Raw genomic sequence first — 26,570 nt, forward strand, 5'->3', positions numbered from 1 at the left:
GAATCTGCATGATGAATGAAGGAGTTTGTACGTGACAAGACATGAATGAAAGCTGTTACAATCAGGAGGAATTCAACACAACAAGGGGGGTCATATCCAATGAAAAGCAAAAAGATCTTAACAACGGTACTTGCATTCGCGATGGTGGCAACATTAGCACTGGGTTGTTCTTCCAAAGAAACGGACAAGTCTAATGAAGGCGAAGACCAGAAGAAGTCAGTGAAGCTGGTCTTTTGGGGTGGTGTACCTGCAGATGCGGGACCGCAAAATGTCGTTGATACGTGGAATAAAGCAAATCCGGATGTACAGGTTGAATATAATCGTTTCGTTAACGATGACGAAGGGAACTTGAAATTGGACACCGCATTGATCACGAATCAGGCAGTGGACGTTTATTTCAGCTACAATGTTCCTCGTTTACAAAAAAGAGTGGATGCGGGTACCGCTTTGAATTTGAAAGATTTTAAAGACTATGACATCGAGGACAAAATGGGGCCGTCTGCGTTGGACTGGAAAATTGGCGAAGATTATTATGCGATCCCAACAACTAAAAATGTCTATATGATTTGGTTGAATGACAATTTGCTCAAAGAGCATAATTTGGCAGTACCTACCGCATGGACTTGGTCAGAAATGCAAGAATACGCGAATAAGTTGAAAACGGATAAGCGATACGGATTAGTGCAATTTTTGGAATCATATGCCGATCCGATGGATTCTATCTTGAGTCAATTCGGAGAAACAAAAGCAGACGGTACATCCAATCTGGACCATCCAGGAATTGCGACTTGGTTAACAACGTTGAATGAAATGATGGGCACTGGTGCAACAGCACCACTTGGAGAGCAGTTGACCTCCAAAATGCCGGTTGAAACGATGTTCTTAAAAGGCGAAGCTGCGATGTTGAACGCAGGTCCTTATATTTTCCGCTCCTCGAACAACTTAACTGAAAATCCACGTGAGTTCAAAATTGCTTTTGCACCTGTTCCTCGAATCACAGAAGATCCAGCAGAGCATAAGCAAAGAAATGGACTGGGTGATGGACTAACGATTAATCCAAAATCCAAACATGTGGATGAAGCATGGGCTTTTTCCAGGTGGTATGCAGATGAAGGGGTTATGTTAATGGCAGCGGGTGGAAGAGTTCCTTCCTCCAAGGACGTTGATCGTGAAGCAGCAGTGAAATTGATGATTGAAGGCGTTGAAGATTTGTACGATGTGGATTCCTTACAGAATGTATTGTTCGAGCAAGAGAATACATTCACGAGAAAGACGCCACAGCAGGTGCTTGATTTACGCAGAGAAGAGTATGAGAAGTTCTTTATTGGCAGCCAACAACTAGAACAGACTATTAACAATATGGTGAAACGTCATAATGATTATCTTAAACAATAAAGCAAGTATTCATGTTCTAATCCATCAAGGAGGGGGCTGGTGAAATGAAGAACAATTGGATAAAACGGCAAAGGCTGACCGGATATGTATTCGTCGCCCCTAATATGATTGGTGTGCTTGTCTTCTTCATATTACCTGCATTATTCTCGTTAGTGCTTGTCTTTACGAATTGGCAGTTCGGCAGTCAATCGATGAACTTCATCGGAGTTAAGAACATTACCCGTTTGTTCAAAGATCCGGTGTTCTATATCTCTTTGAAAAATACGCTCATTTTCTTGGCTTCTGTACCAATTTCATTAATGTTGGCCTTTATTGTCGCAGTTGTGTTGAATAAAAGTGTTTATTTTAAAGGCTTGCTCCGAGTGTTATATTTCATGCCGTATATTACGAGCGGCGTAGCAACGGCATTCGTATGGATGCTATTGTTCCAGCCAAGTCAGGGGCCAATCAACGGTTTCCTTAGAAGCATTGGAATTGAAAACCCGCCAGGCTGGTTAGCTACAACTACGACATCGATGTTTGCAATTGATATTATTTGGATTTGGTTTATGCTTGGTTACTTTATGATTATTTATTTGGCGGCTTTACAAGAAGTTCCTGCGGAACTGCAAGAAGCAGCCAAAATGGACGGAGCAGGCACCTATAAAACGATCCGTCACGTAATGCTGCCAATGGTTAGTCCAACTACGTTTATGTTGCTCATTAGCGGACTCATCATGACCATTAAAACATTTGGAATCATTCAAGCGATCACGCAAGGCGGTCCCGGGAATAGTACAACGATCCTTTCACTCTTTGTCTATAAAACAGCATTCAGTTACTACGAGATGGGTTATGCTTCGACAATTTCATGGGCACTATTTATTATCATTGTCTTGATCACAGCAGTTCAGTGGATCGGTCAGAAAAAATGGGTTCATTATTAAAGGGAGGTCATCTAGCATGATATGGAAAAAAGCAGGGCTTACCGCATTAATGCTGCTTTGCGCCGGATTGATGATCTTGCCTTTCATATGGATGTTCAGTACATCATTGAAATCGCCCCTCGATGTTTTTCAGTATCCGATTCGTTGGATTCCAGATAAAATTGTGTGGGATCATCACATTAAAGTATGGACAGGTGAAGAGAGCTTCGTGCTTTACTATGCCAACTCATTAAAAATCGCCCTTATCGCAATGGCGGGGGCAACCTTCTTATCTGCATTCGCGGCATACGGCTTTGCAAGAACGCAGTTTAAAGGAAGGGAATTGATGTTCTTCATTTATTTATCCATGATGATGGTTCCGCCGCAAGTATTATTCGTACCGAAATTTATCATGTTCGAATGGTTAGGAATTTATAATACGCATTGGGCAATCATTCTTCCTGGTTTATTCACGATCTTCGGTGTATTCATGTTAAGACAATTTTTCATGAAAATACCGATGGAAATATCAGAGTCAGCTTTCATCGACGGTGCAGGACATTTCCGTATTTTCTTCCAACTGATGCTGCCGCTAGCCAAACCTGCCTTGGCCACGCTCGCAATCATTGATTTTTCATGGCATTGGAACGATTACGAGAATGCACTCGTCTTCCTCATTGATCCGAAGCTGTATACGGTTCCGCTCGGATTGAAGAATTTTATATTGGAGCACAGCATTGATTATAACGGCATGATGGCTGCAGCTACAGCGGGGATCATCCCGATGTTGATCATATTCCTACTCGGGCAGCGGTTCATTATCGAGGGTATATCTAGTTCGGCAGTAAAAGGCTAATTTATCAAAAAGGAGAAGATCATTTTGTCACACACACATCAGGTTTTGGAAGGCGTGTATCCGATACTGGCTACTCCCTTTACCTCAAGCGGGGAAGTCGATGAAGCGAGTTTGCGTGAGCTGGTTCGCTTTCAATTAGCAGCTAAAGTTAATGGCATTGCGTTGTTCGGTAATGCTAGTGAAATGTATACATTGCTTGATAAAGAACGTGAAATGATTGCTTCTGTCGTTATGGAAGAAATAAACGGGCAAGTTCCTGTCGTTTTCGGCAGTGGTCATACGGGGCTTGAAGGGGCGGTTCAATTAAGCAAGTGGGCGCAAAAAGCAGGTGCGGATGCGTTGATGGTACTGCCTCCATACATGGTAAAGCCAGACGGTAAACGAATGGTTGAATACTTTGGAGCGATTGCCAAAGCTGTGGATATTCCCATCATGCTGCAAGATGCACCCATTGCGAGCGGAATTAGTATTCCAGTTCCTGTGATGGTGAATTTGGCTAAAGAATATGAGAACATCGTATATGCGAAAGTGGAAGCCCCACCTACTACAGTCAAAATTACTGAAGTGATCGAGCAATCGGAGGGACGTTTGGCGGTATTCGGTGGATTGAACGGCAACTATTATTATGAAGAGCTATGCCGCGGAATTGTTGGCACTATGCCGGCTTGTGAATTCCCTGATGTTTGTGTGAAAATATTCCAATTATTCCGTTCTGGAGAACGGGATGCTGCGAGAAGATTGTTCTATCAGTATATGCCTTTCATTCGCATTGGAACGATTCCGGGCTATGCAATGGCGGTTCATAAAGAGATTTTGAAAGAGGGCGGCGTAATCGAGTCTGCCTACGTGCGTAATCCGAATGCTCCGATAGATGAAACTTTACGTCAAGAAGCATTGGATACTTTGCTTGATCTGGATCCTCTTGTTTTGAACTGGAAGAAGTAGTGATCCTATGTGAACAACGATTTATAACTGAACAAAGTTGAAAGTAGAACAGAGGAGTGGAACCAACACGGAATTAGTGTCGGTTCCACTCCTCTATTATTTAGCTGCACTAGTTGACTACAGTAGACATTTTAGGTTTTGAAGTGACGTGCTTATATCCATAATAAGCGCCTAATCCAATCATCATTAACGGGATTTGTATGGACACGTCGTATCAGCCATTTCAGTATAATCGGAAGTTGAATTTCGGAAAAAAACTCCAACCATTTCTAACAATTGGAGGGAGACAAACGGTTAGAGGGAGTTGTTTCCAAGTATGGAGTATGATAAATTTAATTTAATCAGTAATGAAAGGGTGTTCATAAGCCGATGATCTACTAATCCTATCCACAAATGAAAATCTATTTTTCCAGGTTTTCGGGATAGGAGTAGTGTGGGCTTTTATACATTAACATTAAGTACGACTGCTTTATTTGTATAGCACGTCTTTTTGTTTGTATGTGTCCCTCCTATCCGTTAACCGGAAAGGAGGTTTTTTTGTGGTTAAAAAATCGATTGATGGCAGATAAATTATGATGAAAGGGATGATGTGAAAATGACAGGACCGAATCCAAATGAGAAATATCCTATAACCGGGAATAAAAATCTACAACTCATCAAAAACATGAAGGCCGCAGCAGAAAAATCTGGCTGTTGGCTTTCATTTGCGGCACTATTCTCGATTTGGTCACTGGGATTATGGGGGTGCGATTTTTATAAGCAAAGAGTTGTCCGTTTAACTCAAACTGAAAGCGTAAAGCAATCTCGATAGATACCAAGAGGCACCCGGCCAAGCGCACGGTTGCTGTCCGGCGGAAATAAAGTGTTAGTCTGGGAAGTAAAGTACTAGTCCGAGAAAATAAAGTGGTAGATTGACATCGGACGTTAAGCACTTAATGGCGGATTTCACTAAATTTAAATATTTCTTTAATGAAAAATTTCCATTATCATATATTCCTGTTAAGTAATATTAATTAAACACTATGAGGAATGTTGAATGAGAAAATTAAAGTATTTCATGCACATGCCGCTTCAGGGGTGAATGATTGGACATCAACTGGATTGCCTACGACGGAGAAATTGAGCAATACGATAATGAGACCAGCGTAGCTGACACTACCCGCAAACACATGGATAAAAGTGCAAGAACCCTCCGCTTCTGGAGAGTTCTTTTTATAAGCGATTGTACCAATTGCAGCCTGTTCGTTCCACTATCGCCTCCGTTAGAATGACCAACAACTGAGAACTAGCTGTTAATTACCTAACACAGATGAAGACAACACTATACGGGTGATCAGATACCAACCCAGTAAATCACAATCAGTCCGGATCAGCGGACTAGAACATATAGTCCTTAGACTGTTGTTAGTGTGGCTGCAGCAATATTGAGCTAACCGAATCAAACTCGGACAAGTGGACTTTTACCTGCCCCTCTATTACAGGGTTGCGCCGGAGTTGTCGATTTTTTTAAATTTCATTGCCTTTAGGTAGATATACGGTAAATATAGTACCTTCATCAGGCTGACTCGCAGCGCGAATGAAGCCCCCGTGGGCTCTTATAAAATGATGGACGATGGATAATCCGAGCCCCGTACCGCCTGTATGCCGCGAGCGCGCTTCTTCTACGCGGTAAAATCGATCGAATAGGTGGGGCAACTCCTCCTCCGGTATTCCGATGCCGGTGTCAATCACCGAGACACACGCAAAGAGAGCATTCCGGTCAACGACCCGGTCTTCGATTTTAACCGTAATCTTCCCTCCACGAGGCGTATAACGAATCGCATTGGCCAGCAAATTAATGAAAACCTGCGTGATCCGTCTCGCATCGACCATCAGGGTAACCTGTCTTGAATTCGTACAGAGGCGAATATCCAATCCGTTTTCTTCCGCTTCGTATCTCACGTCATCTACGATTCGTTCCAGGTGTGCAATCAGATCGAGCGGTTTGCGATCGAGCGACAACCGGCCCGCTTCGGCGAGCGATAAGACATGAAGGTCGTCCACAAGCTGGTTGAGCCGGATGACCTCGTCATGAAGCCGAAGCAGCATTTCCGGCGAGATATGATGACCGGCCTGCTGATAATTTTCCAGTTTAAGCTGCATAATGGACAGCGGCGTGCGAAGCTCGTGAGCGACATCAGCCACCAACCGTCTTCGGGCATCTTCGGCTTCACGCAGACGAAACATCATATCATTGAACGTTTGGGCGACTTTTCCATACTCATCTTTCGTGTCTACAGGTACTTTGACGTTCAGGTCACCCTGCGCCACGCGCTCTATGGCGGCTATTAGCTTTTTGAGCGGGTGGGTCAGAATCCCCGATAACCAAAAACTGAAGATCAACCCGATCGCGCCAAAAAAGAGCAACCGCGCGCCATGCGTGACTTGAAGCAGTGCGTCCAGCCGCGTGTTGCCAAGGAAATAAGATTTAAAGATTTCGAATTGCTCTTCGGGCGCGGCGCTCAAATAGTCGGCATGGATTTGTTCCCTTTGAAATTGATCGATCAAGTCGGCAGTGTAGACTTGCGTTGTCAGAGAGAAAGTGAAGCTTATAATGAGCACAAGCAGTACCATATAGGCAAATATTTTCATGCGGACCGTCATCCTCATGAACGTTCACCGAATCGGTAACCGAAACCGTATACCGTTTGAATATAACGGGGATTGGCTGTATCATCTTCCAGCTTGCGGCGAAGATTCCGGATATGGGAATCCATCGTTCTTTCGTATCCCATGTAGTCATCCTCCAAAGCAGCCTTTAACAATTGCAAACGGCTGAAGACGATACCGGGACGAGCTGCCAGCGTAAACAGAATTTTGAACTCGGTCGGCGTCAATTGGACTTCTTGACCGTCTTTGAACACCTGACATTTGGCCTCGGAAATGATCAAGTTGTCTCTTTCCAAGAACATCAGCCTGTCTTCAGGTCCGCGTAGGCGACGTAGTAGCGCCCGGATGCGAGAAGTGAGCTCGCGCAAGCTGAACGGCTTCGTTAAATAATCATCCGCGCCGATTTCCAGACCGACGATTTTATCCGATTCATCCGATCGGGCCGTAACCATAATAATGCCGCAATGTGACGTTTGCCTTATTTCGCGGCAAACGTCGATTCCGCTTTTCCCGGGGAGCATCCAATCCAGCACGACGAGATCAGGCCGCTCAGACTGGGCAATTAGGAGCGCTTCCTTGCCGGTACAGGCGGTCAATACCCGGAACCCTTCACGCTGCAAATAAGTTTGCATCTCCTCCAGCATGCCCGGTTCGTCCTCCACAAGCAACAATTTCGTTTCCATTCCCACCACATCCTTCCCCTTTAGTCTGCTTCCATCGACGAAAGTGATATCGCTTACCGAAATTATACTGTGATTTGGCAGGTTCTTAAAGGAATGCACGCAAAGAGAGGAAGATCTGCATAAATTCTCGACATTTGTTGTGTAAACTGGCTGTGAAAGGAGAGAAATAATCATGAAAGTCAAACTCGTTTCATTCGCAATTTTTTTTGTATTTCTACTTGTGCCGACGATTGCCTTTGCTGAAGGGACTGGTGTTGGTTATGGTAGTATCACCCCCGGGCGGCTCTTGACTTTCGCGGCTGGGTTGATTGGGCTAAGCAGCGCGGTTGTTGCTGGGATCGCTCGCGCCCGTCCAACCAGTCGTTTTGCCACTGGTCAATGGCCTGTTATGTCCATCGTGTTGAGTCTGTTTTGTGTGCTTCTCTCTGCTTTTCATCTAGCCGTTACCCCTAATGGTTTCAACACTGGCAACGGACGTGCTGGAGCGATCCTAGCGATCGTGATTGGGCTGATCGGCTTGGTGCTTGCTGGAATGGCTTGGACCCGCTCTCTTCGTAACAAATAATTCGACTATTTTTTCTGTTCCTCTTGAGAACGTGCTTTTTGGAGGGCGCAAGAGAAGTTTTTGTAATGACAGCGAAAGGAGAATAAGCGTGAAAATAAAACTTGTTTCATTCGTAATCCTTTGTGCACTTTTATTTGTGCCAACAATTGCCTCAGCTGAACAGGTCTACGGTTTTACTTCCGCACGAATCAATATTCTCGTGACCGTGCTGATGGGGTTGGGCAGTGTGGTCATCAGTTGGTGGTCTTTGGCTCGTGCCTCTGATCGTTCCGGCAAAGGTAGTTGGCGAATTGGGACCATCGTGGCCGTCGTATTGGGATTGATTGTCTATTTCATCGCTGGGCCGCATTTTGGTCACACTCCTGGCGATATTGGTTCCGGTAACGGGCGCGGCGGTGCCGCCTTTGCCGTCATACTGTCGATCATCACAATCGTCCTCTCTGGAATGGCTTGGTTCGCCTCCCGATATCGCACTAGCTGAACCGAAATACAAGCCATTTCATAAACCAAATATGGCGAATAAACAGAGTGACGAGGCGATGTTCGGTGGTAAGTGTGGTGAAACTTGTTTCTGAACGAAGCGATTTTTTCACACAAAGTATACGAGTTTCGCTATGGCGCTAAAGCGCCTCACTATGGTGCACCGTCCACCGAACAGCGACAAAAATAGACATGCTATCATTAAAATGACCATTATAATGATAGTGAGGTGATCAGGTGTGGAAGGGAAATTTGATGTCTCCGTCATCGGCGGGGGGGGGTTAACTGGTTTATCAGCTTCAATTCTAATGGCCAAAGCCGGTTTGTCCGTTGTATTGTTGGAAAAGTCCAATAAACTAGGAGGACTGGCGGAGGAAGCCGTCCGTACCGGTGTAACGATCTGTCACAATAAGAACGTTAGCAAAATTAGTCATAATGGGGCCATCCGGCATATTCTCTTCAACAATGGAGACAAGTTGGAGATTCCGACGGTCCTTGTTGCTGCCGGACCAAGCGAAGCATGCCGTATCATTCCCAATGCTACCTTGGAAAGATGGAGAACTCAAGCTCGTCCTCTGTATGTGCCTGTCTGGACTTGGCATTGACAAGATTGCCTCAGCCCAAACCGTTCCGAACGTCCGTCCGGGACATCCTGTCGCAGGTCCTCTTACATGGGCAATATCACCGGGGACAGATCAACCGGGCACTTCGGACCGAATCGGCAGAGCCCGTCCAAGTCGATTACATCACATTCGCGAGGCTCTAACGGGGCCTAATAATCACCATCACTCGGAATGGGATTGGCATCGACCTAAGAACGAAACAAGGAACAGTTTGCCGCGGCAGCTGTTCCTTGTTTTTAAGTGTGGCAAGTAGAGGGCACCGGACATTTTCCGTTATTACAAATAAGTGAGAACCTCCGTAGGGAGTGTTCTCATTAGGGTGGTACCTCGGCTCCTCGTCCCTTTCTGGATGAGGGGCTTTTTGTGTTTTCTTACACAATTGACATGTCCAAAGGGGAACTTATCGATAGATGACCCTAAGAAGCGGGCCGTTGGAGCTTTCTGAGGGGATGGAGGTACCAAAGGAGTTGGAAGAGAAGTTTAAGTTTGCTAAACAGAAGTCTAAACTAGCTGGAACAATTCGGGGCTCGTTTTTTGTAATTAAAGGACAATATTAAAGTAAGCAAAAGAGCTTAATTAAAACAAGGAACGGAACAGCTACCGCGGCAAACTGTTCCTTGTAAATGTCGGAGGACAAGACATTGTCCGAATGAAGTCCCTAATATGCGGCTTTTTTCTTTGAAGTAAATAATTTCTTGTCGGAGTTCAATGTGGGCTGCACTATTCGGGTTGCTCTTTTTCTACATCGCATTTTCACTTTGTCACATTTTCCGCTTCCTTCCTGTCTTGTTTAATGACAGCGTATGAAGGAGGTTTCTTCGAATGATTGCAAAGTTTGATGTGGCCGTTGTTGGTGGAGGTATTGCCGGACTGACCGCAGCTCTTTATTTAGCAAGAGGAGGAAAACGCGTCGTCGTTTTGGAAAGTCAGAATCAGATGGGGGGAAGGGCTATCACAAACAAGAAGGACGGAATACGCTTCAATTTGGGTTCGCATGCACTCTATGCCGGGGATGCGTACGACATTTTCCGGGAATTGAACGTAAATCCGGATATTTTTCGCAAAGTCGACGAGTTCATCCCGTACGGAATCTGGAAAGAGCAGGTACACCCTTTTCCGGCTGCGGTCCGTACGCTGCTTAAGACTCCCTTGTTATCGGCTGCGGACAAATACAGGTTCGGAGCGATCCTCATGAAGATCCTCAAGCTTGACACGGACGCGATTCCACACATGAGTCTGCGAGATTGGATGGAGGAGCACGTGGGAAGCCCGATGGTACGTCATCTTCTGTATGTACTGGCTCGTGGAGGAACATACGTGCAAGCTCCGGATTTACAAGTGGCGGGACCCTTGTTCAGACAGATGCAGCGTTCCATCACTGGGGTGTATTATTTGAAGAAAGGCTGGGGATCCCTGATCGAGGAAATGTGCTCGGAAGCACGTCGGCTCGGCGTGATCTTGATTACAGGCAGGAAAGTCAACTCCGTTGAGCATGATGACGGACGGGTGCAGCGAGTTCGATGTGAGAATGGCGAAACGATTGAGACTCCTTACGTAATCCTGACGACATCGCCGCAGATATCAAGCAGGCTGGTGCCATCAGCCGAACTGACTTCGCTGCGGACGTGGGAGCAGCAGGCCATTCCGATCACGGCCGCTTGCTTGGATATTGGGCTCCGTCGACTTCCCGCGCCGCAGCACCAATTCGTCTACGGCATCGATCAGCCGGTCCTTATGATCAACTCATCACGAATCCAAGGGTTAGAACTCAGCGAGAACGATGACGTTCAAGTGTTTCAAATGATCAAGTTCCAAGTGCAGGGAAGCAATGCGCAAGAAGACCGCAGACAACTTGAGCAAGCAATGGATCTCGTTCATCCCGGTTGGAGACGGGAAGTGGTGGCGGAGCAGTATTTGCCCAAGATGACGGTCGTTCATGACTTTCCACATATGAAGCGGGTCGAGAATCCGGGTCCTGCCGTCCCTCAGATCAAGGGCTTATACGTGGCTGGAGATTGGGTGTCACACGGTGAATATTTGGCAGGCGGGGCGGCAGCAAGCGCGAAGCGAGCTTCACTCCATATTCTCGCGCACTAAACGGACGATATCGAAAAGGAGGTTTGTATGGACACGGAACAACTATATGAAACTTATCGGCCATTATTGTTCTCACTGGCGTATCGAATGTTGGGAAGCGTCATGGATGCGGAAGACATCGTACAGGATGCTTTCCTGGCGATGAACCAATTGCCTTCGGACGCAAATATCCGGAACGTAAAGGCATACTTGTGCAAAATCGTAACGAATCGTTGCCTGAACCTGTTGCAATCGTCCGCGAAACAACGGGAGGTTTACGTGGGGACTTGGTTGCCAGAGCCGCTCGTGCAACTTGAAGACGTAAGCTTGGACCCTTCTGAAATTTATCAACTAAGGGAAACGATCTCAACAGCCTATTTGATGCTTCTGCAACAGCTAAGCGCGGTCGAGCGGGCAGTGTTTCTCCTGCGGGAAATATTTCAATATCCGTACGACGAGATTGCCAACATGGTGGGGAAAAGCAGCTTCAATTGCAGGCAAATTTTCCATCGGGCCAAGAAAGGTATCCGCCATGAACCGCCGGACATCGCAACGAGCACCGTTACGGAGACGCAAGTGCGGCAATTCATCCAAAGCGTGATCGCGGGGGACGCGAACCGCCTGTTGCAATTGCTGTCTCCTGACGCCGTCCATTATACAGATGGAGGTGGCAAGGCGCCGGCCGCGCAGCATCCCGTCGTCGGAGCGACGCGAGTCATTCCATTTTATATGCAATGGATGGATTGGTTCGGGCGTCCTGACAGCCATTATTCCTATATCATCACTACGGTGAACAGAAGCCCGGGAATCGTAATGATGATCAGTGGACGCGTTGCTTACGTTTACTCGTTCGAGGGTTCGGACAGTCGGATTCAATCCATCTATGCAGTTGCAAATCCTGACAAACTCAAGTATCTGGAGGAGGTAGTAAGATGAGAATCATCGAGTTGGAACTGAGAACCGCCCGGTTAGCTGAAATGAAGGTGTTCTACACAGAAAGACTTGGATTAGCTTTAGCAGATATAACGGAACATTCAATCACGATCGTTGCCGGGGAAACGCGATTGACTTTCGTTCACGAGGAGGAGGGAAGGATACTGCCGTCCTATCATTTGGCAATGAATATCCCCGAGAACCAAATTCGCGAAGCGAAAAGCTGGCTTCTGGCCAAAGGCTGTCAGGTGCTTTCCGCTAAGCCCCTTCCGTACGCAGGGATTCAGGCGAACGAAGATATCGCATATTTCGAAGGAACGGATGCGCATGCCTTCTATTTCGAAGATCCTTCGGGGAATCTAGTGGAGTTCATCGCACGGCATCGAATGGACAATACCTCAACTGAGCCTTTCGATCATGAATCCATTCTGAATGTCAGCGAGATCGGTTTTCCGGTTCGCGGCAGCGTATCGGAGGCCATTCAGCGCCTAGATTCTCGATTTGACGTCACGCGTTATATCGGGGACGGAAAGACGTTTCAGATGCTCGGTGACGAGCACGGAATGTTCGTTCTGGGGGATATGACCATTGGGTGGTATCCTTCGATGAAGATTCCGGAAATTCACCCTATTCGAATGACGACTCTCGATCCTAACGAAGGGGAGTTTCAATTGGTCCCGTACCCCTACTTCATTCAGGCGGTTTCCGAAACAGTCTAAGGGAGGAATTCAATGATGGAAGTACGGAAATTGACCGCAACCCGCTCTTTGCTACCGGCAGACGCTCAATACGCGCGGCTAGGTTTTAGCATATTAAACGTGCTTTTTTCGATCTGCATCGCAGTACAGGTGTTCTTGGCTGGATTCGCGCTCTTCGTAGATTCGACTCAATGGGGGACGCACGGTAATTTCGCCATGTATTTCGCGCCTATCCCCGTATTGTTGTTTATATTGTCTTTTCCGGCGAGACTGCCCAATGGCATTAAAATTAAGAGCTTGATGCTGATCGGACTAATCCTTTTGATCTTCGCGACGGCTGTCTTCTCGGAAGAAATCGGATTCGCGGCAGCGGCACTTCCCGTCATCTCACTTGGCTTGTTCTTGAACGCGATGTTGATGATGAGGGAGATGACGAAAGGATAGATGAGCGGAGACAGCATCTGTAATTATAATTCATTAGATTAAGCAAATTTATAGGCGACCCTGTAGGGATAGCCAATAAATTTGCCATAAACAATGATAAAGCAAAAGCTGAAAAACATTAAATCACGTATATATTCCAGTTTCCCAATCGTCTTCATGAAATAGAGCGAATTTCGATTTTATATATAATTGCATAAAAAGTAATCTATGGTATTTTGAGAGCATAAGGACTTAGATTGTTCCTCGAACGGGACCATTGTTGAGTAAAAATTTGATATCAAAACTTTAGGAGGATGAAAAATGAAGATTAAACGAATTGTTGCAAATGTTGAGACGCAGGACATTTCTAAAGCTGCGTATTTTTACGGGGAAGTACTGGGACTTGATCAACTAATGGATATGGGATTTATTGCAACATACGGTTCGCATGAGAAAATGGGCACTCAGGTTAGTTTCCTATTAGAGGGAGGCTCTGGGACACCTGTGCCTGATCTGTCAATTGAGGTTGATGATCTTGATGACGCGTTAACTCGTATAAAAGAAGCAGGAATTCCAATTGAGTATGGACCAACTGAGGAGCCATGGGGAGTTCGGCGTTTTTTTGTAAGAGACCCATTCGGGAAACTTATCAATATTCTTATCCATCTTTAAATAATAAATCGAGCAAATAGTTGCATTTCAAAATCTTCCACAGATGAGTTCGAGTGAGTGACAAATGGAATAAGGAAGCAATATAAACGTGTCGGAGGACAAAAACATTGTTCCATTGAAAGTTGCTATTTTTTTAGCGGCTTTTTCGTATTATCAGGTTAGCCAGAATCTTCTGGTTGGCCTTTTTTTTGTGGTCGTTTTACGATGGAGGAGCCGGGAGAAGATTCGATACTTTCAACATAGGCGTACGACCTGCGCAGCAGCGCTTTTATTTTGGCCACCAACACATCAGTAAAGAAAGGCTTCTGTATAAAATCGTCGCCGCCCATATTCATGGACATCACCATATCCATCGGCGTGTTTCGTGAAGAAAGAAAGATAATCGGCACTTTTGACACTTCTCTTATTTTATTGCACCAGTAAAATCCGTCAAATGAAGGCAAGTTGATATCCATTAAAACGAGATGAGGATTTTCACGCAGAAAATCTTGCAGCACCTGCTCAAAGTCTTCGACTTGAACGGTTTCAAATCCCCATTTCCCCAGCGCTTCCGCCACCATATTTGCAATGGTTTGATCGTCCTCTACAATCATGATTTTCATTCCCATTCCCCCAGAGCCTTCTATACCATGCAACATACCATTATGCTATAAACGAATCAATATAATGAGCAAATGTGACAAGATTGTAAGGTCTGACACAGAAGTTGTAAGCTTATACAATGGTTGTTCCTTGTAGAATAGAACTCGTAAGAACGATATCATTCTTAGGAGGAATCAAATAAGTATGAAAGCCAATGTAGAAGCTAACCAAAAGAAAAAATACCCTGTCAGAAAACTCATGACAAGTATATTTCTTAGTACCGCTATTGCAGGTGGTTCGATTTTATCCGCACCAACCACCCTTGCTGAATCGGCTTTGGCCGATCAGACACAGAAGAACGCCGCACTTGTCCGGTTCAACCTGCCGGAGCCGACCGGCCCATACAAAGTCGGCACCACCGAACTGCATCTTGTCGACCGCGGCCGTCCCGACCCCTGGGTGCAAGGAAAGACGCGTGAGCTCATGGTCAGCGTATGGTATCCGGCCCGTCACAAAAGCAATCAGCTCGCGTTATATATGCAGCCGGAAGCTGCAGCACATTATGATCGAAAGGTTGTCTCGACTTTCGGATTGAAAGAAGGACAGATTGACTGGCCGGGAATCAAGACACATGGGTGGGTCGGGACTCCCGTCGCAAGCCGTAATGGCAGTTACCCGGTCGTCTTGTATTCACCGGGTCTCGGGGTACCGCGTACCTTCGGCACGATTTTGGTTGAGGAGTTGGCCAGCCGCGGGTATGTAGTGGTCACGATCGACCATACGTATGAGACGTCTGAGGTCGAATTCCCTGGAGGTCGTGTCGAAATCCAGGCAGAAGCGCTGACGGTACCTGGTGCCGATCGTGTTGAGTTACTGAAGAAGATGATGGCCGTTCGCGAGTTGGACGTCAGATTCGTGCTCGACCAGCTCGCGGTTCTCAGTACGGGCGGGAATCCGGATACCGAGCAGCGAGAGCTGCCCTGCGGACTTGGCGATGCTATCGACCTCTCACGTATTGGCATGTTTGGCCATTCAGCCGGCGGCGCGACAGCTGTTCAGACGATGTATAGCGACCGGCGCATCGACGCCGGCATCAATATGGATGGAACCCTCGGATACTTGCCGGATTACTTGTTACCGGTCGTGCAGCACGGCTTGAACCGGCCTTTTATGCTTCTCGGTATGGGCACAAATGAAGACGGTCAGCCGGATTCCCACCTTACAAGAGCGGACTGGAAATATTTCTGGGAGCATTCGACCGGCTGGAAGCTCGACTTGAACGTACCACAAGGGATGCATTTCACCTTCACCGATTATCCGGCCATATTGCCGCAGCTTCAAGAGAAACTTGGACTGTCAGACGCATTTCTTGAACGTGCGATCGGTACGGTTGATCCAACACAGATTATTGCAACCGCACGAGCTTATTTCGAGGCATTCTTCGACCTGCATCTACGGCACCGGTCCGGTTCCCTGCTGGATGCCCCATCGCCAATCTACCCTGACATCGACTTCGTTGAGTAGGAAATCGAACAAACGCGACCACAATGGAGGAATCATTATATGAGAACGGTAGTAGAAGCCAAACAACTCAGAAAAATATACGGTTCGAAGGGAAATGTGTTCACCGCATTGGATGAAATCGACTTGACCGTACAAGAGGGCGAATTCGTCGGCATTATGGGTCCTTCCGGTTCCGGCAAATCCACCCTGCTGAATATGCTGGCGACCATTGATCAGCCCACGTCCGGCGACATCGTTATTGACGGGACAAGTGTCTTGAAGATGAATGAAGAGCAATTATCGGTCTTTCGCCGCAGCAAGCTCGGCTTCATCTTTCAGGATTTCAATCTGTTGGATACGTTGACCGTAAAGGAGAATATATTGCTGCCGCTTGCTTTGGCGGGAATGAAGGTGAGCGAATTGGAGCGAAGGGTCGATGAAATTGTCGACAAGTTCGGCATTCGACCTCTTCTGAATAAGTACCCTTATCACATTTCCGGTGGACAGAAGCAGCGTACCGCCGCTTCCCGCGCCATTGTATCAAGGCCCAGTCTGATTTTAGCTGACGAACCGACCGGCTCGCTCGACTCCAAGTCGGCGACCGATTTGCTGGAAAGCCTGAAAGACTTGAACGAACAAGACCAAACGACGATTCTGATGGTGACGCATGACGCCTTTGCCGCAAGCTACTGCAAGCGTGTGTTGTTTATTAAAGACGGACGCATGTTCACGGAGCTTGTGAAAGGCAATACGTCCCGCAAAGATTTCTTCAACAAAGCGCTCGATGTGTTGTCGGTGCTAGGGGGTAGCGTAAGTGACGTTATTTAGCTTGGCGAAGAAAAATGTCAAAGGTAACGTTAAAAGCTATCTTATTTATTTTATTTCGATGATTTTCAGTGTGGTCATCTATTACACGTTCGTTTCTTTGCAGTATAGTACGGAGATCCAGGAAAGCATGCAGCTGTCGCAAGCGATGAGCTCAGTCTTTACGGGGGGATCCATTGTCTTAGTATTGTTCGTGGCCGTATTTATCTGGTACTCGAATTCATTTTTCACTAAGAAACGGAAGAAGGAGGTCGGACTCTATTCGCTTCTCGGTTTACGCAAGAAAACAATCGGTCGAATGCTTTTTTATGAGAACCTGATTATGGGGACTGTGGGCTTAGCGGCCGGAGTCGCGCTGGGAACATTATTATCCAAATTGTTCACCATGATTTTTTTGAAGCTGCTGGATTCGGCAGTCGATATAAGCTTCAGCGTCTCGGTAGAAGCGATCTTAAATACGATTCTTGTATTTGCCGTGCTTATCTTATTCACATCGGTACAGGCGTATCGTCTGATCTATCGTTTCAAATTAATCGAGCTGTTCCAGGCTGAGAAAGAAGGCGAGCAAGCCCCGAAGGCTTCCTTCGCAGCAGCGGTGATTGCCGTTATACTGCTCGCAGGCAGTTATTGGCTTGTCTTTCAGCCGATGACTACAAATGAACAGATGGGGAGAAATATATTGCTTTTCACAGGCGGGATGATAATTGGAACCTATATGTTATTCCGCTCCGCAATCGTGCGGCTGTTGAGCGCATCCAAGGCAAATAAATCCCGCTATTACAGAGGGATGAATGTAATCGCCACCTCTCAATTGCTATTCCGCATTAAAGGAAATACGCGTACGCTCACCATGATTTCCTTACTAAGCGCGGTGACGTTAAGCTCTATCAGCGTAGGATACAGCATGTATTACAGCAATGGAAATAATGCCGATGAATCCGCGCCTTTCAGCTATAGTTATATTTCTCAAGGCGAAGCGCTGGACCAACAAGTCCAGGGTATTCTTGAGAACGATACGGAGCATCCCATTACGGCTCATCTGGATATTCCGGTTATCATGCTGAAAGGCGATATTTCAGCTTTGGAATATGTTCCATCCGGTTTCCCGGCGCATGAGTCTCCCCTGAAATTGATCTCTGCAAATGCGTACAATCAAGCTTCCAAAGCATTAAACCGGGAGGGAAATCTGCAGCTTTCGGGGAATGAGGCGGCAGCTATCCTGCCGCGATTTACGTCGGACCTCAGTTTGTCCGATTATGAAGGGCGCTCCATTTCATTGCAAACTCCCCGGGAAAACCGGAAAGTGTCGCTTGTGAATCTGTTGGAAGGAAGAGTTTTAAGATGGAGTTATCCGGACGTGGCATTCGTCGTCAGCGATACCGCATTTAACGACTTGGCTGCACAAATCCCCCCGGTCATTTATAAGGTGTATAAGGTGGAAAATCAGCAAACGACAAAGTCGGCCTCCGATCAGCTGGCGAACCTGGCGGCGGAAGATATGCAGATGTCTTCATACTACACGGTGTACCGGGAGGGATTGGAAAACGCGGGGCTGAATATTTTTATTTTAGGATTCTTGGGTCTCGTCTTTCTTGCCGCAACCGGTAGCATTATTTATTTCAAGCAGCTGACCGAAGCCCATGCGGACAAAGGGCGTTATGACATTCTCCGCAAGATCGGAGTAAGCAGGAAGGAAATACGCGCATCTGTAGCGAAACAGACGTTCTTTGTCTTTGTGCTGCCATTGGCGGTTGGAATAATGCATAGTACGATGATCTTAAAGGCGTTATCCGCTATCAATCTTATCGTGGGCAGTTTAGCCGTTCCCATCATCAGCTCCATGGCAGCGTATATCGTCATCTATCTCGGATATTATGTTCTGTGCGCGAATTCCTTTAACCGAATCGTGAATAATAAATGAGATGATGACAGCTCAAATAAGGTCCATTCCTAACCAGGCGAACAATAGTCCAAAAACAATAGAAAAGACCACATATGTCAAGGCATAACCGATCTTCTTTTTCTCAAAGAGTTAATCCAGAATCTGTCGCTGGAAGAGAGCGGTTCACTTTTCAAACCCATTCTAGATTTGCTTGAGAAGGGAAAACAAGAGAACTTGCTGAAGCCGCTGAACACGAGGCTGCTGCTTACCTATTCATGCGCACCAATTGTTCAACTGGCCAAAGAGTATCACAAAGGAAATTTTCAATTTAATGATGAGAATATCACTGAAATCATTCGTATGAGTTGGGACTCTATAAAAGAGTGATCAACTTGCAGCAATTATTAAATGTTCGTTCGTTTATTTATGGTCATTTGACTCATGAAGAATGACTATTTTAACCATTTGGGAGGAACGTATATGACGTATTCTATTAACAAACTGTTTATTGATGGACATTGGGTATCGAGTGATAATGACGAAGGACTTCAAGTTATCAATCCGGCTAATGGCGAAGCTTTTGCTACGGCTCCTATGGCTTCTGCAAGAGATGCAGTGAAGGCTGTAGAGGCTGCACGACGGGCTTTCGACAATGGAATTTGGCCAAGATTATCACCGAAAGAACGGGGTGATTATCTTCGTCGCCTCGGAGAGGTAATTGAGCGGCGGCGGTCAGAACTGGTTGATCTTGTGGTGATTGAGTCGGGCTTTCCGCGGGCTATGGTTGACCGGGTTCATGTCCAATCCCCAATTGATGTCCTTTCTGATATAGCAGATCGCATACTTCCTGCTTTTTCCTTCATGGATCCGGTGAATCCGAACTTTGGAACATCTCTAACGGGGCAGCCGCAGGTAAATCAAGGCGTCGTTGTTCGCGAACCAGTTGGTGTTGCTTCGTTAATCATACCGTATAACGCTCCTATAGCTGCTGCTATTCATAAGCTTTCATGGGCGCTGGCTGCGGGCTGTACCATCATTATTAAGCCATCGCCTTATACGCCACTATCGGTTCTCATTCTGGGGGAACTTGTCGAAGAGGTCGGTTTTCCACCTGGCGTAATCAACATTATTACCGGCGATTTGGACGCAAGCATTGAGCTGACAACGAATCCCGGAGTTGATATTATCAGCTTTACCGGTTCGGATGCGGTTGGAGCACTGGTGATGGCGCAAGCTGCTCCTACTCTCAAGAAAGTGGTTCTGGAGCTCGGAGGCAAGTCGGCAAACATTATTTTCGAAGATGCAGATCTTGATCGAGCAGCACTTGAAGTGATGTCGAATATGGTAGTTAACTGCGGCCAAGGCTGCTTATTACTTAACCGAACGCTCGCACACGTATCCATCCATGATGAATTGATTGCCAGAGTAGTGACCCTGCTGTCGTCCGTAAAGATCGGTGATCCGAATGATTCAACTACATTAATAGGACCATTGATCAGCGAAAAGGAGCGAAGCCGCATTGAAGGCATGATTCGCAGCGGCGAAGAGGAAGGTGCGACTATTGCTTTTGGCGGCAAACGCCCTACTGATCTTATCGATGGTTACTATTTGGAGCCAACTCTGTTTGTTAATGTTAACAACTCTATGTCGATTGCACAGAAAGAGTTCTTTGGACCTGTCGGTGTCATTATCCCGTTCAAAGACGAGGAAGATGCAATCAGAATCGCCAATGACAGCCCTTATGGTTTGAATGCGGGCATTTTCACTACTGATACGGTGAAAGCTTTCAATGTAGCTAAACAAATTCGCTGCGGCAATGTTAACATTAATTCCTCGTGGGGAATTAACGCGGATGCTCCATTTGGTGGCTACAAACGAAGTGGTATGGGCCGCGAGGGTGGTGGTTATGGCATCTCTGAGTTTCTAGAGTATAAGTTCATTTCGTGGCCGACTGGGAAGATCTGAAAGTCAACAGATTTCTCTAATTTTAAAATAAAGGATGGCTCAAATCCAAGCCAGTTCTTCCGCAGAGACCCGCAGGTGTATTATCGGACACTGCTGTCGCTATGCATAGGACTAATCGTCTGCTATGTGACCTGCTACTTCTACCAGACGATGGTCATTCATCCGGAGATCAAGGGCAGCGGCTGGCTGGAACTCATGGTCCAGGTCATCTACAACAGCGATATGCCCTACAACTGCCTGCCCAGCATTCATGTGCTCACCAGTTATCTGATGTTCAGAAGCGCGTACGTCTTCCAGCCGGTCGCTCGCCATGTCATTCGTTGCTTGGCCGTTCTCATCATCGTATCCACCTTGTTCGTCAAGCAGCATGTGGTTGTGGATGTCTTCGCCGGATGGCTGGCAGCCGAGATTACATACTGGGTGGCAGGCTTCAGTCTGCCTGTGATGGCGCAGTATCGGATGACCTTCAGGAAGAGGAGGCAGGAACACCTGTGACGAACAGCAAAGCATTATTTCTCCGCAAGTTTCTGGATCAGCCGAAGCAGGTTGGCAGCGTCCTGCCAAGCTCAGGGTTTTTGGCGCGGTCGATGATTGGAGCCGTTCCATGGCATGAAGTGCGCAGCGTTGCCGAGCTTGGTGCCGGACCAGGCGCAATTACCCGTTACCTCATGAAGGCTATGAATGACGGCACCCATGCATTTCTGTTTGAAAAGGATCCTGTTATGCTCGCCATGCTGAAGCAGTCATACGGCGGCTGCATCTGCAGCGCGAATGCAGAACAGCTCCGGCGGGTCATTCAGCAGCTTGGCGTTTCAGAGCTGGATGCTGTCGTAAGTGGTCTGCCTTTCTACAACTTCTCGCAGCCCATCCGCGATCAGCTGCTGCATCAGATCGAATGCGCGTTGAAGCCGGGTGGCCGGTTCGTGGCCTTCCAGTACTCCCTTCAGATGCGCAAGCAGCTCGCGAGGCGGTTTGTCATTGAACAGGTGAGAGTCGTTCCGCTTAATTTTCCGCCCGCCGTTGTCTATGTGTGCGGCAAGAAGGAGGACCTCAGGTGACGGTAGATATGCTCTTACAGTCCATTGAACAATATGGGTATTTATCCTCAAGCGCTTCATACGTCAAAGATGAAAACATGCGAAACAGCGAGAAAAACGAAGAAAACATTAATTTAGTGAGGGAGGGTCTTCAAATATGAAACATACCGTACTGGTATTTATGAAGTGGGCGTTTGTGTTGATCTTAAGTATCCTTGGCGTCGCATTGCTCATCGCGGGAAAGATTGGCGCCGGAGCCATGCTTATATGTGCGGCTGCAATCATCATACTGCCGTTGGGCCGGCTCATAAAAAATGCCCGAATTTTACGATGGGCGCGCATCGTCGTGGTAGCAGTTCTTTGTATGCTTGCGATTCTGAGTGTAGCTAGCACTGACATCCCGCTCAAGGACGAAACGTCCGGATATGTTTTTATCGACCAAATTTCCTCTATCGCTCAGGATGTGCGAGACAAGCTTTTCGGGAGTGGCGAGCCCATGCAAAAGCCGCCTAATATTACGAAAGAAGCCGCAATTACATATACCAAATGTATGCGCAACCATGGCATAACCGATTTTCCCGAACCAGATTTCAGCAACGGGGGAACTTCGTTTGAAGGCATATCCAAGCTTAGCGCATCAGTAGAAGATATAAAGAAAGCGGGCGCCTCCTGCGCACACATTCTTAAAGGGAGCGAATAATACGGCTGCAACTTCCAGTTCAACTAATTCTTGATTATCTTATGAGGTGGTGAACGGGGATATTGGGGTCGTCTGTTTACATGCCGAAAACCTCGATGCCAGGAAAATAATGCAATTGAACCATTCAGAAGTCCGATGAAAATCGACTGGATACGAATTTTGAAAAAAAAATCCCGGCCACAGAAAGAAAAGATCAGAGCCGCTATTCAGTATTTCGAACAGCACGGTTCTTTCGCTGTGCCCATCCTATTTGAACAGAAGGAGCAAGGATGGATTTTGAAGGACGGGTACGCCCAGTATTTGGCTGCCAGAAAGCTGCATCTGGAGGAAATGGAGGTGGCTTTGTACGAGGGTGATGATGATCGTCATGAAATAAATGAGTTCCAGGATTATAATTAACTGAAAAATGTTTGTCGACTACAGCTTTGGAAATAGATCACCCCCAACAAATTTTTGACAAACACTCTCTCATGTTATAAGACTTCATCTTTCGTTAAAATGTTTCATAAAAATTGAACTTTTTGGTAATTTAGTCTAATAGTGTGATTCGTACCTGCTTTCGAGTGGGGGAAGTAGTGAAGATAAACGCTGAAGATCTGAATTGGAAGAACTGCTCTGCAATTGTCCAATGTCAAGGACTCAAAGTAGAGGGAGGTTTAATTCACGACCTAGTGCAAAGTGTGGTTGAAGAAGTATCTGACCAACCGTGAGGACTCCTGATAAGCCCAATTGGTAACCGATACATTATTCAACTAGACGAACGGCCACGGCCATACCAACCATTAGGTAGGCTTTGAGACGTCTTGCAGATCGGGGAGAACTCGAAACAAATAGCTTTCATCAAAGCTATGGGTGCAAGCTCCTTGATAAAAGAGCCCAGTTAGCATAATAAAAGCAACGGCAGTCTAGGAGTTTGGGATTCCTAGTCTGTCACTGCTTTTTTTAAAACGTGTCAGTCTTATAATTGGAATATGATTCTCAACTTATCGAGTGAGTGTACCGTTTCAGATTAGAGTAAGAATAACTCCAAATCGGACACATTCCAGGGCTTAGCGTATATTTTCGTTAAAATGTTGGTGGGACCCCCAATATAGCTGTATTTAGTTTTCTTTACCGCGTAATTCAAACATGTTCCAAGAGACAGTTTCCCCGGAAGTTGGTGGACCTGCACATTTTTGTATTTTTTGGTCATTTCTTTTCTTCTCCAACTATGTATTCATGGAAAAAGTACACGGTAAGCAAGGTGACGACGTTAATCAACCGTTGTCACCTTATTTCATTTCACTGATATGCTACTTCTAGAAGGGAACCTGAATTCGCCGTTAGAGCGATACGGGGAATTACGAAGGGACTCCACTCTAAACAGTGGAGTCTTTTTCGTTTGTTACACAGTTTTAGGTCATGCTGTCCGAAAGAATAGTTCTAAACTCGCCGTTACAGACAGCACGGAGAATACTACCATAAGTGACTGAAAAGTCGTTTTTGTCAAATAAGGTAAACGGTGTGTGAAGTGTAGGGATGGTTATTAGCTATCCTTATATCCTTATCATGTAGGCGGCGTTCTTCCTTACCCAGAAAATGAAGGAGGTTCATCGATTTATAGACATATGTATAAAATATGATTGTTATCCTTCAGATAACAGGGGTTACATACATGTTCTTGTTGTAAAATAGCAAAAGCTCGTCTAAACTAATACATAGATATACAATGCATAGAAAAACAATGCAAAAAGGAGATCCGAATGAGAATTAACAAGGAGCTTATGAAGGGCAGTACGGTCATCTTAATTTTGACGCTGCTCGACAGTAAGGACATGTACGGGTATGAAATGACGAAGGAAATTGAGCGGAGGTCGGATGGCGTGTTTACGTTTAAGGAAGGAACACTTTATCCGATCTTGCATACGCTTGAGGTCGAGCGGCTTGTGGAGGCGTATTGGAACGAGGAGAGTGGTCGTAAGCGGAAGTATTATCGGATTACGAAAGACGGACACAAGCAGCTCGGCGAGAAGCAGCAGGAATGGTCGTTGTTTCGGGCGACGGTTGACCGTGTCATCGGGGAGGGTCATGCATGATCCAAAGCATGGAACGCTATCCTGCTGTCATTGCTTACCTCGATCGGGTATGCGCACAGGTAAAGGCTAAAGAAGTGCATGAGGGCATTAGGCTTGAGATGCTCAGCCATTTGGAGGAGCTAGCAGTGGAAAAGGCTGCACAAGGTGAAACGACCGAGGAGGAGGCGATTGCTGAGGCCCTGCGGCATATGGGCGATCCGGAGCAGGTCGGCAAGCAACTGCATGCTGCCCATAAGCCGAAACCGGAATGGAGCGTTATCGCATTAGTTGCAGGTATGATCATTATTGGGCTTGTCTCGTTATATGCCTTGCAGCTTTCACTAAACGGAAATCTGCTGCTTGGTCGCAAGCTTGTGTTCGGCTTCACGGGAGTCGTGGCCATGATCGTGCTGTATTTTATCGATTATCGCAGGCTGCTACGCTTTTCCTGGCCTTTATACGGAGCGACACTGCTGCTCATGGCAGCGGCTCAGTTTCAAGGCGTCCAAAAATACGGCGTCGTTCAGTGGATTTCAGTCGGCTCATTCGGCTTTAATGTGTATGCAGCGTCTCCTTATTTGCTCATTATCGCTATTGCCGGCATACTGCAGAGAGAGAAGCCAGTTGCAAAAAGCATACGTCAGAAAGCCCAATCGCTAGCGAAGGACGCCGCTTTCTATATGCTGATTCCCGCATTTTTTTATGTGACGGCTCCCGCACTCGTCTATTTCGTGATATATGGCTTCGGTTTAGCCATACTTCTACTAGTCGCTGGGAGGAGAAAGCTGCTGTTTGGTGGATTCGGTGTACTCGCACTCATGCTTAGCCCGTTACTTTCTAGCCGGTCATTTGATTATTTATGGCAGCGGTATATCGCCTTTCTTAATCCGGAAGAGTCCGCAAACACCGGAGGCTTCTATACAATACACTCCGTGGAAGCTATTCGGTCGGGGGGACTGTGGGGGCAGGGCTTCGGCATAGCAAACGACAGGCTGCCTTTTGTGACGAGCGATCTAATCTATTCGTATATGGTTTACAGCCTTGGTTGGGTGTTCGGCATCGCCGTCGCCACCATTACGTTGTTATTCATCGTAAGAATCGCCCGTATGGGCATCAAGCTTCAAGATAGCTATGCCAAAGGCATGATTGTGGGCTTAACCGCAATATTGGGCTTTCAATTAGTCTGGAATTTGCTGATGTGCGTAGGCCTGCTGCCTATCAATGGGATGACGCTTCCGATTATGAATTGGAACTCCGGCACAATAATTGAGCTGGCGGCCGTCGGATTAATGCTCGGCGCTTACAGACGCAAGAATATGCTGGGAAGCCATCATGGATCTCAAGCGGCTAAGGTTTAAAATGGAGAACTCATAATAAACAGGAAAAAGATCCGCCGCGGCGGATCCTTTTTGCTTCTGCACAAAATAGGTGGATTTTGTACAGATGTATGGCTGGGTGGCGTTGAGCTAACGGGCAGTATAGCGCAACTAAAATTTCCCTTTTTCGTCTAATAATTTAATAAGAAAGGGGGGGGGCTAATGTACCAATCTTTTAGCAAGATGATTCTGTCAGTAATCCTATTGTTCTCGCTCACTCTGCTTGTTTTGATGGCATCAGGTTGTATGAAAAAGGAAGAGCTGGAAACGAGCACTGGAATTGAACCGCCGAATCCCAAGATAATGTTAGACGGGAAAAACGTGCCTTTCCTGCAAGGATCTTACCAATGGAAGGGTGCTATCGCCGATGCACCTCAGCCGTTGGAATTAGCCGAGCATGTCAAACCAGTTAACGCTTCGCCGTCATCACTGCTAAAGGTGGAATTTGACTACAAACCTGATGAGTTGAAGCTCACCGCCTGGGCAACCGACGGAAAACTAAATTATAGCGAACCTATTGATGGCTATGAAGCCATGCTTCCCGCTGAAAAAGGGCGTTGCATCTACACTTTATCGGGTGTTTGGAAGGAAGGGCACGGGGTTTACGTGTTTGTTATAGATATAAAATAATGATTGTGTTCGATATCTGCCCAAGAAATGCAGGAAGAAAATCGATTGAACTCCCTCAGTACGATTTAGTTTTCTCACGAATGCTCGCTTATTCGCAGGATTTCACCCTTGCC

At 46.5% G+C, this 26,570-nt stretch carries 27 protein-coding genes and 3 pseudogenes; 27 read left to right on the forward strand and 3 right to left on the reverse strand.

All coding sequences use genetic code 11. The annotated features are described in order from the left end of the window. Nucleotides 1-99: 99 nt before the first annotated feature. From NNL21_RS32135 to NNL21_RS32155, 5 genes are all read left to right on the forward strand, one after another. A complete protein-coding gene (locus NNL21_RS32135; protein WP_204822245.1) occupies nt 100-1,395 on the forward strand; it encodes an ABC transporter substrate-binding protein in 1,296 nt (431 codons plus the stop codon). A 44-nt stretch (nt 1,396-1,439) separates the two neighbouring features. After that, nucleotides 1,440-2,321, forward strand: coding sequence for a carbohydrate ABC transporter permease (locus NNL21_RS32140; RefSeq protein WP_204822246.1), 882 nt, complete (start codon nt 1,440-1,442; stop codon nt 2,319-2,321). A gap of 16 nt (nt 2,322-2,337) precedes the next feature. After that, nucleotides 2,338-3,156 (forward strand): carbohydrate ABC transporter permease, encoded by an 819-nt coding sequence (locus NNL21_RS32145; protein WP_204822247.1) that lies wholly within the window; start codon nt 2,338-2,340, stop codon nt 3,154-3,156. A gap of 54 nt (nt 3,157-3,210) precedes the next feature. Next, nucleotides 3,211-4,101 (forward strand): dihydrodipicolinate synthase family protein, encoded by an 891-nt coding sequence (locus tag NNL21_RS32150; protein ID WP_204822248.1) that lies wholly within the window; start codon nt 3,211-3,213, stop codon nt 4,099-4,101. Between the two features lie 595 nt (nt 4,102-4,696). Next, entirely contained in the window at nt 4,697-4,912 is a 216-nt protein-coding gene (locus NNL21_RS32155) for a hypothetical protein (RefSeq protein WP_204822249.1), read from the forward strand. Between the two features lie 695 nt (nt 4,913-5,607). Here NNL21_RS32155 and NNL21_RS32160 read toward each other — a convergent pair. Both NNL21_RS32160 and NNL21_RS32165 read right to left on the reverse strand, forming a co-directional pair. After that, nucleotides 5,608-6,732, reverse strand: a complete 1,125-nt coding sequence (locus tag NNL21_RS32160) for a sensor histidine kinase (RefSeq protein ID WP_256555627.1) — start codon at nt 6,730-6,732, stop codon at nt 5,608-5,610. Nucleotides 6,733-6,746: 14 nt separating this feature from the next. Further along, entirely contained in the window at nt 6,747-7,433 is a 687-nt protein-coding gene (locus NNL21_RS32165) for a response regulator transcription factor (RefSeq protein ID WP_204822251.1), read from the reverse strand. A gap of 172 nt (nt 7,434-7,605) precedes the next feature. On the opposite strand from NNL21_RS32165, the gene NNL21_RS32170 reads away from it, so the two are divergent. The 10 genes and pseudogenes from NNL21_RS32170 (at nt 7,606) to NNL21_RS32215 (ending at nt 13,903) form a co-directional block, all read left to right on the forward strand. Continuing rightward, nucleotides 7,606-7,998: a DUF6223 family protein gene (locus tag NNL21_RS32170; RefSeq protein ID WP_204822252.1), complete on the forward strand. Its 393-nt coding sequence runs from the start codon at nt 7,606-7,608 to the stop codon at nt 7,996-7,998. 88 nt (nt 7,999-8,086) lie between these two features. Beyond that, the gene (locus tag NNL21_RS32175) at nt 8,087-8,479 is read left to right on the forward strand and encodes a DUF6223 family protein (protein WP_204822253.1); all 393 of its coding nucleotides are present in this window, start codon (nt 8,087-8,089) and stop codon (nt 8,477-8,479) included. A gap of 238 nt (nt 8,480-8,717) precedes the next feature. Then, on the forward strand, nt 8,718-9,083 hold the full coding sequence (locus NNL21_RS32180; protein ID WP_204822254.1) for an NAD(P)-binding protein: 366 nt from the start codon (nt 8,718-8,720) through the stop codon (nt 9,081-9,083). A gap of 20 nt (nt 9,084-9,103) precedes the next feature. Next, nucleotides 9,104-9,244: pseudogene (locus NNL21_RS32185) on the forward strand (DinB family protein); the annotation flags it as partial. Between the two features lie 260 nt (nt 9,245-9,504). Further along, a pseudogene (locus NNL21_RS32190) lies at nt 9,505-9,658 on the forward strand (DUF8821 family protein); the annotation flags it as partial. 265 nt (nt 9,659-9,923) lie between these two features. After that, nucleotides 9,924-11,198, forward strand: coding sequence for a phytoene desaturase family protein (locus NNL21_RS32195; protein ID WP_256555628.1), 1,275 nt, complete (start codon nt 9,924-9,926; stop codon nt 11,196-11,198). Between the two features lie 27 nt (nt 11,199-11,225). After that, entirely contained in the window at nt 11,226-12,113 is an 888-nt protein-coding gene (locus NNL21_RS32200; RefSeq protein ID WP_204822255.1) for an RNA polymerase sigma-70 factor, read from the forward strand. Continuing rightward, entirely contained in the window at nt 12,110-12,829 is a 720-nt protein-coding gene (locus tag NNL21_RS32205) for a VOC family protein (protein WP_204822256.1), read from the forward strand. Before NNL21_RS32200 ends, NNL21_RS32205 begins: the two co-directional genes overlap by 4 nt. A gap of 12 nt (nt 12,830-12,841) precedes the next feature. Then, nucleotides 12,842-13,252 (forward strand): DUF6220 domain-containing protein, encoded by a 411-nt coding sequence (locus NNL21_RS32210; RefSeq protein ID WP_256555629.1) that lies wholly within the window; start codon nt 12,842-12,844, stop codon nt 13,250-13,252. 300 nt (nt 13,253-13,552) lie between these two features. Next, nucleotides 13,553-13,903: a VOC family protein gene (locus NNL21_RS32215; RefSeq protein WP_204822257.1), complete on the forward strand. Its 351-nt coding sequence runs from the start codon at nt 13,553-13,555 to the stop codon at nt 13,901-13,903. 224 nt (nt 13,904-14,127) lie between these two features. On the opposite strand, the pseudogene NNL21_RS32220 reads toward NNL21_RS32215, so the two are convergent. Next, nucleotides 14,128-14,505 (reverse strand): annotated as a pseudogene (locus tag NNL21_RS32220) (response regulator transcription factor); the annotation flags it as partial. A gap of 184 nt (nt 14,506-14,689) precedes the next feature. Between NNL21_RS32220 and NNL21_RS32225 the strand changes: the two are divergent. From NNL21_RS32225 to NNL21_RS32275, 12 genes are all read left to right on the forward strand, one after another. Then, nucleotides 14,690-16,009: an alpha/beta hydrolase family protein gene (locus tag NNL21_RS32225; RefSeq protein ID WP_204822259.1), complete on the forward strand. Its 1,320-nt coding sequence runs from the start codon at nt 14,690-14,692 to the stop codon at nt 16,007-16,009. 39 nt (nt 16,010-16,048) lie between these two features. Beyond that, on the forward strand, nt 16,049-16,816 hold the full coding sequence (locus NNL21_RS32230) for an ABC transporter ATP-binding protein (protein ID WP_204822260.1): 768 nt from the start codon (nt 16,049-16,051) through the stop codon (nt 16,814-16,816). After that, a complete protein-coding gene (locus NNL21_RS32235; RefSeq protein ID WP_204822261.1) occupies nt 16,803-18,734 on the forward strand; it encodes an ABC transporter permease in 1,932 nt (643 codons plus the stop codon). The genes NNL21_RS32230 and NNL21_RS32235 overlap by 14 nt, the downstream gene beginning before the upstream one ends. A 129-nt stretch (nt 18,735-18,863) precedes the next feature. Continuing rightward, entirely contained in the window at nt 18,864-19,082 is a 219-nt protein-coding gene (locus NNL21_RS36915; RefSeq protein ID WP_373567623.1) for a TetR family transcriptional regulator C-terminal domain-containing protein, read from the forward strand. Between the two features lie 93 nt (nt 19,083-19,175). Beyond that, a complete protein-coding gene (locus NNL21_RS32240; protein WP_204822262.1) occupies nt 19,176-20,660 on the forward strand; it encodes an aldehyde dehydrogenase family protein in 1,485 nt (494 codons plus the stop codon). Between the two features lie 75 nt (nt 20,661-20,735). Further along, nucleotides 20,736-21,155: a phosphatase PAP2 family protein gene (locus NNL21_RS32245; RefSeq protein WP_256555630.1), complete on the forward strand. Its 420-nt coding sequence runs from the start codon at nt 20,736-20,738 to the stop codon at nt 21,153-21,155. Further along, on the forward strand, nt 21,152-21,718 hold the full coding sequence (locus NNL21_RS32250) for a class I SAM-dependent methyltransferase (RefSeq protein ID WP_256555631.1): 567 nt from the start codon (nt 21,152-21,154) through the stop codon (nt 21,716-21,718). Before NNL21_RS32245 ends, NNL21_RS32250 begins: the two co-directional genes overlap by 4 nt. 136 nt (nt 21,719-21,854) lie before the next feature. Next, on the forward strand, nt 21,855-22,397 hold the full coding sequence (locus tag NNL21_RS32255; protein WP_204822264.1) for a hypothetical protein: 543 nt from the start codon (nt 21,855-21,857) through the stop codon (nt 22,395-22,397). Between the two features lie 159 nt (nt 22,398-22,556). Further along, entirely contained in the window at nt 22,557-22,796 is a 240-nt protein-coding gene (locus NNL21_RS32260; protein WP_204822265.1) for a ParB N-terminal domain-containing protein, read from the forward strand. Between the two features lie 1,343 nt (nt 22,797-24,139). Continuing rightward, nucleotides 24,140-24,472: a PadR family transcriptional regulator gene (locus tag NNL21_RS32265; protein WP_204822266.1), complete on the forward strand. Its 333-nt coding sequence runs from the start codon at nt 24,140-24,142 to the stop codon at nt 24,470-24,472. Beyond that, entirely contained in the window at nt 24,469-25,809 is a 1,341-nt protein-coding gene (locus NNL21_RS32270; protein WP_204822267.1) for an FtsW/RodA/SpoVE family cell cycle protein, read from the forward strand. The genes NNL21_RS32265 and NNL21_RS32270 overlap by 4 nt, the downstream gene beginning before the upstream one ends. 180 nt (nt 25,810-25,989) lie before the next feature. Further along, nucleotides 25,990-26,457 (forward strand): hypothetical protein, encoded by a 468-nt coding sequence (locus tag NNL21_RS32275; RefSeq protein WP_204822268.1) that lies wholly within the window; start codon nt 25,990-25,992, stop codon nt 26,455-26,457. The last annotated feature ends 113 nt before the right edge of the window (nt 26,458-26,570 follow it).

It is taken from the genome of Paenibacillus mendelii (genome assembly GCF_024498075.1).
Lineage (GTDB): Bacteria > Bacillota > Bacilli > Paenibacillales > Paenibacillaceae > Paenibacillus_Z > Paenibacillus_Z mendelii.

Bases quoted from the DNA above. Each gene is read 5' to 3' on its own strand.
- NNL21_RS32210 (WP_256555629.1), top strand. From the start codon at position 12,842: ATGATGGAAGTACGGAAATTGACCGCAACCCGCTCTTTGCTACCGGCA.
- NNL21_RS32140 (WP_204822246.1), top strand. From the start codon at position 1,440: ATGAAGAACAATTGGATAAAACGGCAAAGGCTGACCGGATATGTATTC.
- NNL21_RS32225 (WP_204822259.1), top strand. From the start codon at position 14,690: ATGAAAGCCAATGTAGAAGCTAACCAAAAGAAAAAATACCCTGTCAGA.
- NNL21_RS32240 (WP_204822262.1), top strand. From the start codon at position 19,176: ATGACGTATTCTATTAACAAACTGTTTATTGATGGACATTGGGTATCG.
- NNL21_RS32255 (WP_204822264.1), top strand. From the start codon at position 21,855: ATGAAACATACCGTACTGGTATTTATGAAGTGGGCGTTTGTGTTGATC.
- NNL21_RS32270 (WP_204822267.1), top strand. From the start codon at position 24,469: ATGATCCAAAGCATGGAACGCTATCCTGCTGTCATTGCTTACCTCGAT.
- NNL21_RS32195 (WP_256555628.1), top strand. From the start codon at position 9,924: ATGATTGCAAAGTTTGATGTGGCCGTTGTTGGTGGAGGTATTGCCGGA.
- NNL21_RS32160 (WP_256555627.1), bottom strand. From the start codon at position 6,732: ATGAAAATATTTGCCTATATGGTACTGCTTGTGCTCATTATAAGCTTC.
- NNL21_RS32145 (WP_204822247.1), top strand. From the start codon at position 2,338: ATGATATGGAAAAAAGCAGGGCTTACCGCATTAATGCTGCTTTGCGCC.
- NNL21_RS32265 (WP_204822266.1), top strand. From the start codon at position 24,140: ATGAGAATTAACAAGGAGCTTATGAAGGGCAGTACGGTCATCTTAATT.
- NNL21_RS32230 (WP_204822260.1), top strand. From the start codon at position 16,049: ATGAGAACGGTAGTAGAAGCCAAACAACTCAGAAAAATATACGGTTCG.
- NNL21_RS32275 (WP_204822268.1), top strand. From the start codon at position 25,990: ATGTACCAATCTTTTAGCAAGATGATTCTGTCAGTAATCCTATTGTTC.
- NNL21_RS32135 (WP_204822245.1), top strand. From the start codon at position 100: ATGAAAAGCAAAAAGATCTTAACAACGGTACTTGCATTCGCGATGGTG.
- NNL21_RS32205 (WP_204822256.1), top strand. From the start codon at position 12,110: ATGAGAATCATCGAGTTGGAACTGAGAACCGCCCGGTTAGCTGAAATG.
- NNL21_RS32165 (WP_204822251.1), bottom strand. From the start codon at position 7,433: ATGGAAACGAAATTGTTGCTTGTGGAGGACGAACCGGGCATGCTGGAG.
- NNL21_RS32200 (WP_204822255.1), top strand. From the start codon at position 11,226: ATGGACACGGAACAACTATATGAAACTTATCGGCCATTATTGTTCTCA.
- NNL21_RS32215 (WP_204822257.1), top strand. From the start codon at position 13,553: ATGAAGATTAAACGAATTGTTGCAAATGTTGAGACGCAGGACATTTCT.
- NNL21_RS32155 (WP_204822249.1), top strand. From the start codon at position 4,697: ATGACAGGACCGAATCCAAATGAGAAATATCCTATAACCGGGAATAAA.
- NNL21_RS32170 (WP_204822252.1), top strand. From the start codon at position 7,606: ATGAAAGTCAAACTCGTTTCATTCGCAATTTTTTTTGTATTTCTACTT.